The sequence below is a fragment of the Pseudomonas ovata genome (assembly GCF_003131185.1).
GTDB lineage: Bacteria > Pseudomonadota > Gammaproteobacteria > Pseudomonadales > Pseudomonadaceae > Aquipseudomonas > Aquipseudomonas ovata.
The window spans coordinates 1-14,175 of sequence record NZ_QFFU01000023.1; the positions used below are offsets into that span (position 1 = coordinate 1).

Annotated in this window: 14 protein-coding genes; 8 read left to right on the forward strand and 6 right to left on the reverse strand. The window is 62.7% G+C overall.

All coding sequences use genetic code 11. The features are described 5' to 3' along the window. Positions 1–536 precede the first annotated feature (536 nt). The 3 genes from DGA31_RS23120 to DGA31_RS23130 all read left to right on the forward strand — a co-directional run bounded on the left by DGA31_RS23120 (position 537) and on the right by DGA31_RS23130 (position 2,932). On the forward strand, positions 537–1,199 hold the full coding sequence (locus DGA31_RS23120; protein ID WP_109514106.1) for a TetR/AcrR family transcriptional regulator: 663 nt from the start codon (positions 537–539) through the stop codon (positions 1,197–1,199). Between the two features lie 33 nt (positions 1,200–1,232). Beyond that, the gene (locus DGA31_RS23125) at positions 1,233–1,820 is read left to right on the forward strand and encodes an IMPACT family protein (RefSeq protein WP_109514107.1); all 588 of its coding nucleotides are present in this window, start codon (positions 1,233–1,235) and stop codon (positions 1,818–1,820) included. Between the two features lie 425 nt (positions 1,821–2,245). Further along, a complete protein-coding gene (locus DGA31_RS23130) occupies positions 2,246–2,932 on the forward strand; it encodes an SDR family oxidoreductase (RefSeq protein WP_056840784.1) in 687 nt (228 codons plus the stop codon). 7 nt (positions 2,933–2,939) lie between these two features. On the opposite strand, the gene DGA31_RS23135 is transcribed toward DGA31_RS23130, so the two are convergent. Then, complete coding sequence (locus tag DGA31_RS23135) at positions 2,940–4,031, reverse strand: calcium:cation antiporter (protein ID WP_056840783.1); 1,092 nt, start codon at positions 4,029–4,031, stop codon at positions 2,940–2,942. Positions 4,032–4,201: 170 nt separating this feature from the next. Here DGA31_RS23135 and DGA31_RS23140 point away from each other — a divergent pair, with 170 nt between their 5' ends. Next, entirely contained in the window at positions 4,202–5,155 is a 954-nt protein-coding gene (locus tag DGA31_RS23140; RefSeq protein ID WP_109514108.1) for an adenosine deaminase, read from the forward strand. 23 nt (positions 5,156–5,178) lie between these two features. On the opposite strand, the gene DGA31_RS23145 is transcribed toward DGA31_RS23140, so the two are convergent. Together DGA31_RS23145 and DGA31_RS23150 are read right to left on the reverse strand one after the other, a co-directional pair. Then, complete coding sequence (locus DGA31_RS23145) at positions 5,179–5,871, reverse strand: ArsR/SmtB family transcription factor (RefSeq protein WP_056840781.1); 693 nt, start codon at positions 5,869–5,871, stop codon at positions 5,179–5,181. 219 nt (positions 5,872–6,090) lie between these two features. Next, positions 6,091–7,026, reverse strand: a complete 936-nt coding sequence (locus tag DGA31_RS23150; RefSeq protein ID WP_056840780.1) for a LysR family transcriptional regulator — start codon at positions 7,024–7,026, stop codon at positions 6,091–6,093. 113 nt (positions 7,027–7,139) lie between these two features. On the opposite strand from DGA31_RS23150, the gene DGA31_RS23155 reads away from it, so the two are divergent. Beyond that, entirely contained in the window at positions 7,140–8,153 is a 1,014-nt protein-coding gene (locus tag DGA31_RS23155; RefSeq protein ID WP_056840779.1) for a zinc-binding alcohol dehydrogenase family protein, read from the forward strand. A gap of 287 nt (positions 8,154–8,440) precedes the next feature. Here DGA31_RS23155 and DGA31_RS23160 read toward each other — a convergent pair whose 3' ends face one another. Beyond that, positions 8,441–9,634 (reverse strand): multidrug effflux MFS transporter, encoded by a 1,194-nt coding sequence (locus DGA31_RS23160; RefSeq protein ID WP_109514109.1) that lies wholly within the window; start codon positions 9,632–9,634, stop codon positions 8,441–8,443. Positions 9,635–9,728: 94 nt separating this feature from the next. Beyond that, positions 9,729–9,923, reverse strand: coding sequence for a heavy-metal-associated domain-containing protein (locus DGA31_RS23165; RefSeq protein ID WP_056840777.1), 195 nt, complete (start codon positions 9,921–9,923; stop codon positions 9,729–9,731). 145 nt (positions 9,924–10,068) lie between these two features. Here DGA31_RS23165 and DGA31_RS23170 point away from each other — a divergent pair, with 145 nt between their 5' ends. The 3 genes from DGA31_RS23170 to cueR all read left to right on the forward strand — a co-directional run bounded on the left by DGA31_RS23170 (position 10,069) and on the right by cueR (position 13,114). Continuing rightward, positions 10,069–10,449 (forward strand): hypothetical protein, encoded by a 381-nt coding sequence (locus DGA31_RS23170; protein ID WP_056840776.1) that lies wholly within the window; start codon positions 10,069–10,071, stop codon positions 10,447–10,449. A 68-nt stretch (positions 10,450–10,517) separates the two neighbouring features. After that, entirely contained in the window at positions 10,518–12,707 is a 2,190-nt protein-coding gene (locus DGA31_RS23175; protein WP_109514110.1) for a heavy metal translocating P-type ATPase, read from the forward strand. Beyond that, positions 12,704–13,114 (forward strand): Cu(I)-responsive transcriptional regulator, encoded by a 411-nt coding sequence (gene cueR, locus DGA31_RS23180; RefSeq protein ID WP_109514111.1) that lies wholly within the window; start codon positions 12,704–12,706, stop codon positions 13,112–13,114. Before DGA31_RS23175 ends, cueR begins: the two co-directional genes overlap by 4 nt. 153 nt (positions 13,115–13,267) lie before the next feature. Here cueR and DGA31_RS23185 read toward each other — a convergent pair whose 3' ends face one another. Further along, positions 13,268–14,164 (reverse strand): PA4780 family RIO1-like protein kinase, encoded by an 897-nt coding sequence (locus tag DGA31_RS23185; protein ID WP_056840773.1) that lies wholly within the window; start codon positions 14,162–14,164, stop codon positions 13,268–13,270. Positions 14,165–14,175 lie beyond the last annotated feature (11 nt).

Consider the following 14,175-nt stretch of genomic DNA (forward strand, 5'->3'; position numbering starts at 1 on the left):
TCAATTGTTAAAGAGCGGTTGGTTGAGCTGTTCGCTTCAACCGAGGCGCGCATTCTACAGCGCCTGTGTAACATGTCAAGTGATTATTTTCGGAAGTTTCCAGAGCAACTCTGAAGCCTTCATCACTTGCGTGCCGACTGATCTTTCGATCAACTCGTCAGCGGGAGGCGAATAATACAGCATTGAAACTTGCTGTCAACTGCCTTTTTTCACCGCTGTGGCCCTGAGGCCAGCACCACCCCCTCGCCGATTTCTTATCCAACTCATTGATATTCAAGAAGTTTTCAGTTTCTTCCGCGGCGGGAATGGTGCGCATTATAGAGCGCTGAGACAGGGCGTCAACACTTAATTTCAATAATGTGAAATTAACGCTTCAATCCCCTTTAAGCACCACTTCTTCTATATAAACAGAAGCACTTTGTATTCACCCAAAGATATTGTCAGACAAAATTACCAATAGCGCTTGTCGGATTCGCATCGGTGCGCTATCTGTGCAGCGCATAGCCCCTCGTAACCCTGATCTGCGGAAGTGCCTTATGCCCTTCGAACTCCCTGTGCACAGCGCGTCCCCCAGCAAGCCCGCCAGTCGTATTCGTCAGAAAAACCAGCAGCTGATACTGAAGGCTGCCGAAGACGAGTTTGCCCGGCACGGATTCAAGGGTACCAGCATGAATTCCATTGCCCTCAAGGCGGGCCTGCCCAAGGCCAACCTGCATTACTACTTCAACAACAAGCAGGGGCTGTACATCGCCTTGCTCAATGACATCATCGAGCAATGGGACACCACCTTCAATCACTTGACGGTGGAGGATGACCCGGCCACGGCGCTGACCGCCTATATCCGCGCAAAAATGGAGTTCTCACGGCGCCAGCCCCAAGCGTCGCGAATCTTTGCCATGGAAATCATCAGTGGCGGCGAATGCATGAACCAGCATTTCAACCAGGATTACCGCCAATGGTTCCGCGAGCGTGCCGCCATATTCCAGGCCTGGATCGATGCCGGCAAAATGGACCCGATCGACCCGGTCAACCTGATCTTCCTTTTATGGAGCAGCACCCAGCACTACGCCGACTTTGCCGATCAGATCTGCCGCCTCACCGATCGCAGCCGCCTGACCCGACAGGACATGGACTTGGCAGGCGACAACCTGGTCCGTATCATTCTCAAGGGTTGCGGGTTGACGCCACCGGCCTTGTAATATGCAGCTCCCGTAATCCGTCGGACACCGTGCATGCCCTCGACCCTTGTCGACTTTTGTGAGTTTCGCGAGGAGATTCGCAAAAGCCGCTTCATCACCCTCGCCGGCCCCATCACCAGCGCCGCTCAGGCGCAGGCCTTCATAGAACAGCACAGCGACCTGGACGCCACCCATAACTGCTGGGCCTGGAAACTGGGCGACCAGTACCGCAGCAACGACGATGGTGAACCGGGCGGTACGGCCGGGCGGCCGATCCTGGCGGCCATCGAGGCGCAGGACTTCGATCAGGTCGTGGTGCTGGTCATTCGCTGGTACGGCGGCATCCAGCTGGGCACTGGCGGACTGGCCCGCGCCTATGGCGGCGGTGCGAACAAATGCCTGCAACAGGCGCCGCGGCGTGCCCTGATCCATCGCCAGGCTTTTCACCTTGAGTGCGGCTTCAGCGAACTGACGCAGGTCAAGCTGCGACTGGCCGAACTCGATGGCCTGGTAGAAGAAGAACACTTCACGGCCAACGGTGTGCAATTGTCGATTGCCGTGAGCCCTGAGCAGGTCGACACCCTGCGCCGGCAACTGGCCGACCTGAGCCGCGGTCGCATCCTGCTGCACGTCACCGAATAATCCAGGACCTCAATTGCCCACAACTACTGTGCACCCGGCTGTGGATAAGCTGAGCACACCGCGCTACAGCCCTTGCAGGCCGGCCCTTACACGAAACTGATCACTTTTCGACCAAGCGCCATAGCCAAGCCATGAAGGACGGCCCGAACGACCGCCAATCTTCTGCAGGCGCCCGAATTTCGCGGCCTGCACGTTACTCACCATAACGGTGGATCAGCCTGTGGATAACCGGTGCAAGCCTTGCGCAACAGCCTTGTGCACCGCCCCTGCAGCAGCCTGTACAGTTTTTAACCAAAAGCCGAACGCACGGCGCAGCATCCGCTGCGGTCAGAAACAGTGTATCCACAGGTCCGCGCCTGCATTACGCTGCCGGACCGCACTGTCGACGCCTGGCGCGACAACTATCCACAGAAAAGGAGTTTTCCATGTCTGCCGAAAAAACTGCGCTGATCATCGGTGCCTCTCGCGGCCTGGGCCTGGGGCTGGTCCAGCGCCTGACCGAACAGAACTGGAAAGTCATCGCCACCGTGCGCGACCCGCACAAGAGCGACGCCTTGAAAGCCATTGGTGGCGTGCACATCGAAACCCTCGACATCGACGACAATGCCTCGGTGCAAGTGTTGATCCAGAAGCTCAAGGGTGAAGTGTTCGACGTGCTGTTCGTCAATGCCGGTACGCTGGGCGCCGCCCATCAGAGTGCGGCCCAATCGACCGCCGCCGAACTGGGCCAGTTGTTCCTGACCAATGCCGTAGCGCCCATCCGCCTGGCCGAATACCTGGTTGGCCAGGTGCGACCCGGCACCGGCATCATCGCGTTCATGAGTTCGGTGCTGGGCGGCGTCGCTTGCCCGGACGGCGACACCATGGGCCTTTATAAAGCCAGCAAGGCTGCCCTGAACTCCATGACCAACACCTTCGTCACCCGCTTGCCGGAACCGCGGCCAACCGTACTGTCGCTGCATCCGGGCTGGGTCAAGACCGACATGGGCGGCGAGCATGCCGAGATCGACGTCCTGACCAGCACCACCGGCCTGGTGCAACAACTCAATGCCTACGCCGGCAAGGGCGGCCACCACTTCATCAACTACAAGGGCGAACCCCTGACCTGGTAAAACCGCGTCAGAGTCCCAGGCACGACAGCATGATGAAGGTTGCAAACAACACGAAATGCGTCATGCCTTCGATGGCATTGGTCTGTCCGTCATTGAGGTTAATTGCACAGACCAGCAAGGTGATGAACACCATGACCGTCTGCACCGGCGTCATGGCCATCTGGAACGGCTGATCGTTGTACAGCGCCATGGCCTCCATCACCGGCACCGTCAGGATCACCGTGGACAGCGACGCGCCCAGGGCGATGTTGACCACCGACTGCATGCGGTTGGCCAGGGCGGCGCGCAATGCAGTGAGAATCTCCGGCGACGCCGAGATCGCAGCCACCAAAATGGCGGTCATCACCGGCGGCGCGCCACTGCCCTCCAGCCCCAGGTCCAGCGTTTGCGCCATGACCTCGGCCAGCGCGCCGATCACAATGACCCCCACTACCAATGTCGCGATCGAACGCGTCAGGTTGATGGCACCGCCATGCGCCTGATCAGCGTCTTTGTGCTGTTTCTTTTCCGGGTAGCTGTAGCTGAAGAAATAGCTGTGCGGCCCGACCTGCATGCGCAGGAACAAGGCATACAGCACCACCATCGCGCCAATGGTGAAGGCTGAATACAACTTCCAGTCGCCTTCGGGAATGAACTCGGGCACCACCATCGACACGCCCATCGCGGTCAGGATCATCACGCTGTAGGTGCGCGCTGAACTGTCGTTGTAGGACTGCTCGCCATGCTTGAGCCCGCCCATCAGCGCGGCCAGGCCAAGAATTCCGTTGATGTCCAGCATCACCGCGGCATAAATCGTGTCGCGCACCAGCGTCGGCGAAGGCTCGTTGCTCATCATGATGGCCAGGATCACCACCTCTACCAGCACCGCCGACAAGGTCAGGATCATGGTGCCGTAGGGATCACCGACCTTCTCGGCCAGCACCTCGGCGTGATGGGCCACGCGCATCGACGCACAGATGATAAAGCCCACCAGCACAAGACCCGCGACCAGCGCCACGGTGCGTCCGTTGCTGAGCAGCAGATGCTCCAGCGCATAGGCCGCCACGGTGGCAATGATCGCCAGAAGAAGAAGTTTTTCCTGCTTGAAGACTGAGCCCATTGTGGTTTTCCATCTGAATGACGCAAGGTTGCTTGCAGTCTCAGAACCACCATGTGTCAAAAGGTTTCAAGCGGCAGACCTGACGCCCACCGACCGTTCGGTCAGCTTTCACCCACACCAAGGTGGCCATCTGTAAAATGCCCGGCCATTGCACCTGATGAGAGCCTTCCATGTACGACTGGTTGAACGCCCTGCCCAAGGCAGAACTGCACCTGCACCTTGAGGGCTCGCTGGAGCCTGAACTGCTGTTCGCCCTGGCCGAGCGCAACAGGATTGCCCTGCCCTGGAACGACGTCGACACCCTGCGCCAGGCTTATGCCTTCAATAACCTGCAAGAGTTTCTCGACCTTTATTACCAGGGCGCGGACGTGCTGCGTACCGAGCAGGACTTCTATGACCTGACCTGGGCCTACCTGCTGCGCTGCAAGGCGCAGAACGTGATCCACACCGAACCCTTCTTCGACCCGCAGACCCACACCGACCGCGGCATCCCGTTCGAGGTGGTGCTGGGGGGCATCAATCAGGCCCTGAAGGACGGCAAGCAGCAGTTGGGCATCGGCAGCGGCCTGATCCTGAGCTTTCTGCGCCATCTCAGCGAAGAACAGGCCGAGCAGACCCTGGACCAGGCCCTGCCGTTTCGCGATGCCTTCGTGGCCGTCGGCCTGGACAGCTCGGAAATGGGTCATCCACCGAGCAAGTTCCAGCGTGTATTCGACCGCGCCCGCAGCGAAGGCTTCCTCACCGTGGCCCATGCCGGTGAAGAAGGCCCGCCCGAGTACATCTGGCAAGCGCTGGACCTGCTCAAGATCCAGCGGATCGACCATGGCGTGCGCGCCATCGAAGACGAGCGCCTGATGCAGCGCATCATCGACGAACAGATCCCGCTGACGGTCTGCCCGTTGTCCAATACCAAACTGTGCGTGTTCGACGACATGAGCCAGCACAACATCCTCGACATGCTCGAGCGTGGCGTGAAGGTGACGGTCAATTCCGACGACCCGGCCTACTTCGGCGGCTATGTGACGGAAAACTTCCACGCCCTGCACACCCACCTGGGCATGACCGAGGACCAGGCCCGCCGCCTGGCGCAAAACAGCCTGGATGCGCGGCTGGTCAAGCCCTGAGGCCTGTGCGGCCAATCAGCCTGTCAGGCCGCCGATGCGATCTTGCTGATCTCACGCTGGCCGTTTGAAGAGATCTGCAGCGTGTCGGACTCCTCGGTGGGGCGCAGCCAGCCCATCTGGATGAACAACTGCAACAGCCCCGCGCCCAAGGCACCGCCCAGGTGCGGGCTGAGTTCGTTGCAAGCGGGGCAGGCGCACACGGTTTCACGCTCGCGCTGAGCCAGGGCCGGCACGTAGATGCCACGCTCGGCGAACTTGGCCATGCCCTTGCTGGTGACTTCGATGCGCTGCTCCTGCTGGGCGATCCAGCCATCACCCAGCAGGCGCTGGTACAACTCGGCCGCCAGCTCGCCACCCAGATGATCGCAACACACCCGCGCCCGGCGCAGCGGCAATGGCGGCAGGGGCTGTACCTGCCGGCGGCTGACCTGCTCGGCACTGACCTGTGACGCACACGCCAGCGCCTGCACGGCGGCACCGATCTCGGGTGCGGCCAGTCGGAAGAAGCGCTTGCGCCCCCGGGTTTCCTGCTTGAGCAGGCCACCGGCCGCCAGGCGCGCCAGGTGCGCACCGGCAGACGCGGTAGACAAGCCCGCCTGCAAGGCCAGCTCATCGGCAGGGCGCGCAGCGCCATCCATCAAGGCCCAGAGCATCGCACTGCGCTTGGGATCGGCCAGCAATGCCGCGATCTGGCTGATGCTAGGTGCGTATTCCATGTATTCACTCCCTGTCGAAACATTCATCCATCGCCTGCCGCCCAGCCTTCCGTGCTGCTGGCCATACGACAGTGCGACCCCTCCCAGGTCCGCAATTATAAGTCCCGCCTCTGTGCCCCGGCACCGGGATAATGGCCATCATCGACGTGGTGCCTGCCAGCACCAGAGGCCATTGCGCTCATGTTGACACTTCACAGCTGAAAGCTGTGTTCACCCTTGCTATTTTCCGAAATGGCTGTAAGACATTTCGCCAGCCTGCGTCTCCCATTCAGCGCAGCGCTGTCGGAGCATCGCCAGCAACAGGTTGACCGGTCGGCTCAACTGCGCACGATGACTGCACAACAGATTCAAGGGTGCCCATTCGCCACGCAGCTCGGGCATCAGCACCTTGAGCCGCCCGGCGCGGACATCGGCGGCCACATCCAGCCACGACTTGTAGGCCACGCCCATGCCGGCCACCGCCCAGCGACGCACCACGTCGGCATCGTCACTGAATCGGTCACCGCGTACCGTCAGGCCGACCTCACGCTTGCCGTCCTCGAAGCGCCAATGGTCATGGATGCGCTCGCCCAGCCGGTACAGCAGGCAATTGTGCAACGCCAGGTGCTCGACCTGCTGCGGCTCGCCATGCCGGGCCAGATACGCCGGGGAAGCGCACAGTACACGGCGGTTGTCCGACGCCACCGGCAAGGCCACCAGGCTGGAGTCTTCAGGTTCGCCATAGCGCAGCGCGACATCCACCGGCTGGCGGAACAGATCGGTAATGCCATCGCCCAACAGCAGGCGCACGCTCAATAAGGGATGTTGTTGCTGAAAATCATCCAGCCAGGGCAACAGCACATTGCGCCCGAAATCCGAAGGCGCCGACAGCAGCAGCACCCCGCTGCACTGGTCCTGGCGCCCGGCCAGCACGCGCTGACCTTCTTCCAGGCTGCTGAGCGCGGCGCGGGCATATTGCAAGAAGCCCTCGCCCTCGGCCGTCAGCCGCAGGCTGCGCGTCGAGCGGGCCAGCAAACGGGCACCCAGCCGTTGCTCAAGACGCTTGAGCGCCGCGCTGGCCACCGCCGCCGACAAATCCATTGCCCTGGCGGCGGCCGACAGGCTGCCCAGGTCGGCCGCGCGCACAAACAACTGCACATCGTCAAAACGCAGCATGGCCGCCTCGATTATCAAAAAAAAATTGAAAGAGCCTGCTGTTTTAGCCGGTTTTACCCTGCGTGCAAATAGGCAATGATCCCGCCATCGCTCAACCCCTTCAAGGACACGCCATGAAAGCCATCGCCTATTACCAGCCACTGCCCCTTGACGACGCCAAGGCCCTGCAAGACATCGAACTGCCCGAGCCGGTTGCCGGCCCGCGCGACCTGTTGGTAGAGGTCAAAGCCATTTCGGTCAATCCGGTGGACACCAAGATCCGTCGCAATGTCGCGCCGCAGGACGGCGCGGCCAAGGTGCTGGGCTGGGACGTTGCCGGCGTGGTTGTGGCGGTGGGCAGCGAAGTGACGTTGTTCCAGCCAGGCGACAAGGTGTTTTATGCCGGCGACCTGACCCGCCCGGGCGGCAACAGCGAACGCCATGTGGTGGACGAACGCATTGTCGGGCACATGCCGGCCTCGCTGGATTTTGCCCATGCCGCGGCCTTGCCATTGACAGCCATTACCGCCTGGGAACTGCTCTTCGAGCGTCTGCAGGTCGCCGAAGGGGGTGCGCCGCAAGAGCAAACGCTGTTGATCGTCGGTGCGGCCGGCGGGGTCGGTTCGATCCTGACCCAACTGGCACGGCAGCTGACGTCGATGAAAGTCATCGGCACCGCGTCACGCCCCGAAACCGCCGCCTGGGTGCGTGAACTGGGCGCCCATGAGGTGATCGACCACAGCCGGCCCTTGCAGGAAGAGTTACAGCGTATCGGCATCAAGGACGTCACGCATGTGGCGAGCCTGACCCACACTGACCAGCACCTGGCACACCTGGTCGAGGTGCTCAGGCCCCAGGGCAAACTGGCACTGATCGACGACCCCGAGCACCTGGACATCAAGCAGCTAAAGCGCAAGAGCCTGTCGCTGCACTGGGAGTTCATGTACACCCGCTCGATGTTCCAGACCGACGACATGATCGAACAGCATCACCTGCTCGATCGCGTCGCCCGGCTGATCGATGCCGGCACCCTGAAAACCACGTTCGGCGAGCACTTCGGCACCATCAATGCCGACAACCTGCGCCGCGCCCACGCCCTGCTCGAAAGCGGCAAGGCCAAGGGCAAGATCGTGCTTGAGGGGTTCTAGGGTCTGTTGCCGTTTCAGCACGGCCGCGCCGGCGCCCGTTTTGCCGCAAGGCAAGGCAGGCGCCGCAAAGTCTGGTCATTCCAGATGAGTGGCGAGTAACACAGTCTCACGGCAAAACAGGCCCGGCCCTTCGGGTTGCGTGCCCAATCTCGCCAGGCGGTGTTGGAGGACTTGAAAAGGGCGTGACCCTTTTCTGCGTCCTGCGCCTGGCCTGGCCTGGCCTGGCCTGGCCTGGCCTGGCGAGATTGGGCCCGGCAACGCGGCTCGTGCTGAAACGGCAACAGCCCCTAGGCCGCCACTTTCTGTGCTTCCCGGCGCCGCACCTGGCGCCGGGTGTAAACCGACATCGTCACGGCCAGCGCGGCGCACAGGCTGATCACCAGGGTCATGGCGGTGGCGGTGCCATCATGCAGCACCCCGACCAGGCTGGACGCGCCGGCCGCCACGCTGAACTGCAGGCAACCGAGCAGGGCCGAAGCGCTGCCGGCGCGACGGCCCTGGCCGTTCATGGCGCAGGCCGAGGCATTAGGGATGATGCACCCCAGGCTGGCCAGGCATATGAACAGTGGCACCAGCAGAGGCCATAGTGCTTCAGTGCGCAGCAGGCTGATGCCCAGCACGGTCAAGGCCGCCGTGAGATAAACCAGAATGGCGCGCGACAGCAAAAAGGCAGGGCCAAAGCGGCGCAGCAGGCGGGCGTTGACCTGCGCGACCAGAATGAAGCCGGCGGCATTCATGCCGAACAGCCAGCCGTAGTGCTCGGCCGGCACACCGTACAGCTTGATGAACACGAACGGCGAACCGGCGACATACGCAAACATCCCGGCCATGGCGATGCCGCCACTGAGGGCATAGCCGATAAAGACCCGATCACCGAGCAGATTGAGGTACTGCCTGGGCGCGCCACTCAACGGTGCACGCCGCTCAGGGCTCAGGCTTTCCGGCAGGCCACGGGTGACCGCGATCAGGCAGGCAGCGCTGAACAGCGTCAGCGCCAGGAAGATTGACTGCCAGCCATAGGCATTGACCATCACCCCGCCCAGCATCGGTGCCAGGATCGGCGCCAGGCCCATGACCAGCATCAATTGCGAAAACACCTTGGCCGAGCCAATGGCATCGCACGTGTCGCTGACCACCGCTCGGGCGATGACCATCCCGGCGCAACCGCCCAGCGCCTGCACGAAGCGCGCCCCGATCAGCCATTCCAGGTTCGGTGCAAAGGCGCACGCCAGCGAAGCGACGGAAAACAATGTTACGCCCACCAGCAAGGGCTTGCGTCGGCCAAAGCGGTCAGCGGCCGGGCCATACACCAGTTGCCCGATCGACAAACCGAGAAAGTAGGCGGCCAGGGTCAGTTGTATGTGTTTTTCATCGGTGCCGAACGCCAGGGCCATGGCTGGAAAGCCTGGCAGGTAGAAGTCGATGGCCAGCGGGCCGAAGGCGCTCAAGGCGCCGAGAATAAGAATAATGCGAGGATTCATCGAATATCCGTAAGCAAGCTAAGCATTAGGGCCAGTCTACTCGGCTTGCGCACGGATAACTGCGGGGCGATGAAAAATTACCGTTTGAACGTGATCAAGGCTGAACCTGATAACCCTCCTCAGTGATCAGCTCGATGATCCGTTGCGCCGCCAGCGTACTGGCAACCTTGACCTGCTTGCCAGGCAGGTCAACCTCGACCTGCGCCGCTGGATCTTCGCCCTGAATCGCCTGGGTGACCGCACGGGCACAGTGCCCGCACGTCATGCCTTGAACGTTGAATACGTGCATATGAATGACCTCCGTGAGTGGGATGAGTGCATTCTCAACCTTGCCATCGTGGCAAGGTCAAGTTCCGCGTCTGTCTGCCGGGCTGGCATTCGGACTGGCACTGGGCCAAGCTTGGCCATCATCGGTTTTCACAGGAGCATCCGCGATGCGTCGATCAGCTTTGGGCCTCTTGGGCATTCTCGGTCTTCTGGCAGCGGCCCCCAGCGTCCAGGCCCAACAGGAATACGGCATCCTGATCATTTCCCGGGAGCGCCTGGAAATAGGCAGCGCCTGCGAAATCGGTATTTATGTCCAGGACCAACTGGCCGGCCGGGTGTTCCAGGAACAATCGGTGTCGTTCAACCTGCCGCCCGGCACTGTGAACATACGCCTGACCCGCCTGCCCGGCACCGTGCCCGGCTGCGCCGCAGGGCTGGAAGCGCAAAGCAGCATGCGCATCAACGTGCGTGCCGGCGACATCCTCAAGTACCGTATCGCCGCCAACCTGAACGGTTACTACCTCACACCGGCTGGCCTGAATTACTGATTGCCTTGACCTTGCCCCTGGGTCAAGGTTGATCCTTGCAGGCATCGAGCCTTCAGGGAGTGAATACCATGCAAGAACCCATCGTCTTCGACCTGCCGATTGGCGGCATGACGTGCGCCAGTTGCGCCGGCAGGGTCGAACGCGCCCTGGCCAAGGTACCGGGGGTCGACAGCGTGACGGTCAACCTGGCCAACGAACGAGCGCATGTCCAGGCCCGCCCCGGCCTTGATCCGCAGAGTTTGATCGCGGCGGTCAGCCGTGCCGGCTACGCAGCCAGCCTCGCGCCCGCCCCTGCCGAGACCCGGGTACGCCAAAGCAATCACGAACGCTGGGCGGTGCTGCTGGCCCTGGCACTGGCCTTGCCGCTGGTCCTTCCAATGCTGCTGGCGCCGCTGGGCGTGCACGCCATGCTACCGGCCTGGCTGCAGTTCGCGCTGGCCACACCAGTGCAGTTCATCCTCGGCGCCCGCTTTTATGTCGCCGCCTGGAAAGCCGTACGCGCCGGCGCCGGCAACATGGACCTGCTGGTCGCCCTGGGCACCAGCGCCGGTTACGGCCTGAGCGTCTACGCCTGGATCAGCGCGGCACCCGGCACCACACCGCACCTGTACTTCGAAGCCTCGGCCATGGTCATTGCCTTGGTGCTGCTGGGCAAACACCTCGAAAGCCGCGCCAAGCGTCAGACCGCCAGTGCCTTGCGCGGCCTGGAAGCGCTGCGTCCGGAACGGGCCTGGCAAGTGATCGATGGCCAGGAACACGACGTGGCGATCAATGCGCTGCGCATCGACGACGTGGTGCTGGTGCGCCCTGGCGAACGCTTTCCGGTGGACGGCCAGATCATCGAGGGCCAGAGCCATGCCGATGAAGCGCTGATCAGTGGCGAAAGCCTGCCAGTGCCCAAGCACCCGGGCGACACGGTGGTCGGCGGCGCCATCAACGGCGAAGGCCGGCTGTTGGTGCGGGCCACGGCCCTGGGTGCTGAAACCGTACTGGCGCGCATCATTCGTCTGGTCGAAGACGCCCAGGCCGGTAAGGCGCCCATCCAGCGCCTGGTCGACAAGGTCAGTCAGGTGTTCGTACCGGCGGTGCTGGTCATCGCCCTGCTGACCCTGGGAGGCTGGCTGTATGCCGGTGCCGGCCTGGAGGTCGCGCTGCTTAATGCCGTCGCCGTGCTGGTGATCGCCTGTCCGTGCGCCCTGGGCCTGGCCACGCCGGCGGCGATCATGGCCGGCACCGGCGTGGCGGCCCGACACGGCATTCTGATCAAGGATGCCGAAGCCCTGGAGCGCGCTCATCAGATCGACGTGGTGGTGTTCGACAAGACCGGCACGCTGACCGCCGGCACCCCGCGCATCACCAACATGAGCGCCGCCCGGGTCAACGAAGAGCAACTGCTGCAATGGGCCGGCACGCTGCAGCGGGGCAGCGAGCACCCGCTGGCCAAAGCTGTGCTGGAGGTGTGCGCACAATGGCAACTGCCGCTGGAGATGCCCGAACACAGCCAGGCCTTGCCGGGTCGCGGCATCACCGCCAGCGTGCAAGGCCGGCAGCTGGCGCTGGGCAATCACCGCCTGCTGGACGAAAACAACCTGTCGATGGGCGAACTGGCCGAGTCCGCCCACACCTGGGAAGCCGAAGGCCGCACGGTGTCCTGGCTGGTGGAACTGGCCCCGGAGCCGGGCGTGATCGGGCTGTTCGCCTTTGGCGACACCGTCAAGCCCGGCGCCGGGCAGGCGGTGCAGCAACTGATCAAGCGCGGCATCGTGCCTCATCTGCTGACCGGCGATAACCAGGGCAGCGCCCGGACCATCGCCAAGGCGCTGGGCATCTTTGAAGTGCATGCGCAGGTGTTGCCGGCCGACAAAGCCGCGATTGTCAGCGCCCTCAAGCGTGACCGGGTGGTGGCGATGGTCGGCGACGGCCTTAACGACGCGCCGGCCCTGGCCGCCGCCGATGTCGGCATCGCCATGGGCGGCGGCACCGATGTGGCCATGCAGGCCGCCGGCATCACCCTGATGCGTGGCGACCCGCGCCTGGTGCCGGCGGCACTGGAGATCAGCCGCAAGACCTACGCCAAGATCCGCCAGAACCTGTTCTGGGCCTTTGTCTACAATCTGATCGGCCTGCCTTTGGCCGCCCTGGGCTACCTCAACCCGGTGCTGGCCGGCGCGGCCATGGCTTTGTCGAGTGTCAGCGTGGTGGGCAATGCCTTGCTGCTCAAGGCCTGGAAGCCGAAAACCCCGGTGGATCAAGCATGAATATCGGTCAAGCGGCACAACGCACCGGCCTGAGCGCCAAGATGATCCGTTACTACGAATCCATCGGCCTGCTGCAACCGGCCGAGCGCAGCGACAGTGGCTATCGCCGCTACAGCCCGCACGATCTGCACGCCCTGAGCTTTATCAAGCGCTCAAGGGACCTGGGGTTTTCACTGGGGGAAGCCGGCAAGCTGCTGACCCTGTGGCAGGATCGTGAACGCGCCAGCGCCGACGTCAAGGCCCTGGCCCTGCGCCATGTGGAAGAACTGGAAAGAAAGATCGTCGAGATGGCCAGCCTGCGCGACACCCTTAATGATCTGATCGACCACTGCCAGGGCAACGACCGCCCCGACTGCCCGATCCTCAAGGACCTAGCGTCGGGCGGTTGCAACAGCACGTCGACATGAACACGGCCAGATGGCACTGCGCTTTAGCGATCATGTGGGAGGTAGCTCTGCTCGCGACTGGCCGTGACAGACGCCAGAAATGCGCCAGACCCACGACCGCTTTCGCCAGCTGCGCTGCCTCCCACAGGGCAGCGCTGCCTTACATGACCTGCTTTAGCGCATCCACGGTGGAATCGGCTCTTCGTTGGCCGGCTCGGCCGTCGTTTCGGCCGCCGCACGGGCGGCCTGTCGGCGGGCTTCGTCGCGCTGGGCGGCTTCGATTTCGCGCATCACACCGTACACATCGGCGCTTTCCTCGTCGTCCGGGAACTCGCCGGTCAACACCGTCTCGGGCGTCAACGTGGCCGCCTCGTAGTGCGACCACATTTCGCGGGCATAACGGGTCTGCAACAGCTCCGGCGCAAAGCGGCCAAAATAGCTGGCCATGTTGCCGACATCGCGCTCCAGCATGCTGAACGCATGGTTGTTGCCCGCCGCATCCACCGCCTGGGGCAGGTCGATGATCACCGGGCCGTCAGGCGCCAGCAGCACGTTGAACTCGGACAGGTCGCCATGCACCAGGCCGGCGCACAGCATCAATACAATCTGCTTGATCAGGAAGGCGTGGTACTCGCGCGCCTGGTCGGGCTCAAGCTCGACATCGTTCAGGCGCGGCGCAGCATCGCCGTAGCCGTCGGTGATCATTTCCATCAACAGCACGCCGTCGAGGAAGTCATACGGCGTCGGCACGCGCACACCGGCACTGGCCAGCTTGAACAGCGCCGCCACTTCGGCGTTCTGCCAGGCCTCTTCAGCCTCCTTGCGCCCGTACTTGGTGCCCTTGGCCATGGCGCGTGCCTGTCGGCTGTTACGCACCTTGCGCCCTTCCTGATACTCCGCCGCCTGACGGAAACTTCGTTTGTTGGCCTCCTTATAGACTTTGGCACAGCGCAGTTCCTTGCCGCAGCGCACCACATATACAGCTGCCTCTTTACCGCTCATCAGCGGACGCAGCACCTCGTCGACCAGACCGTCTTCGATCAGGGGTTCAATGCGTTTTGGAGTTTTCATCGGCTTTCAGT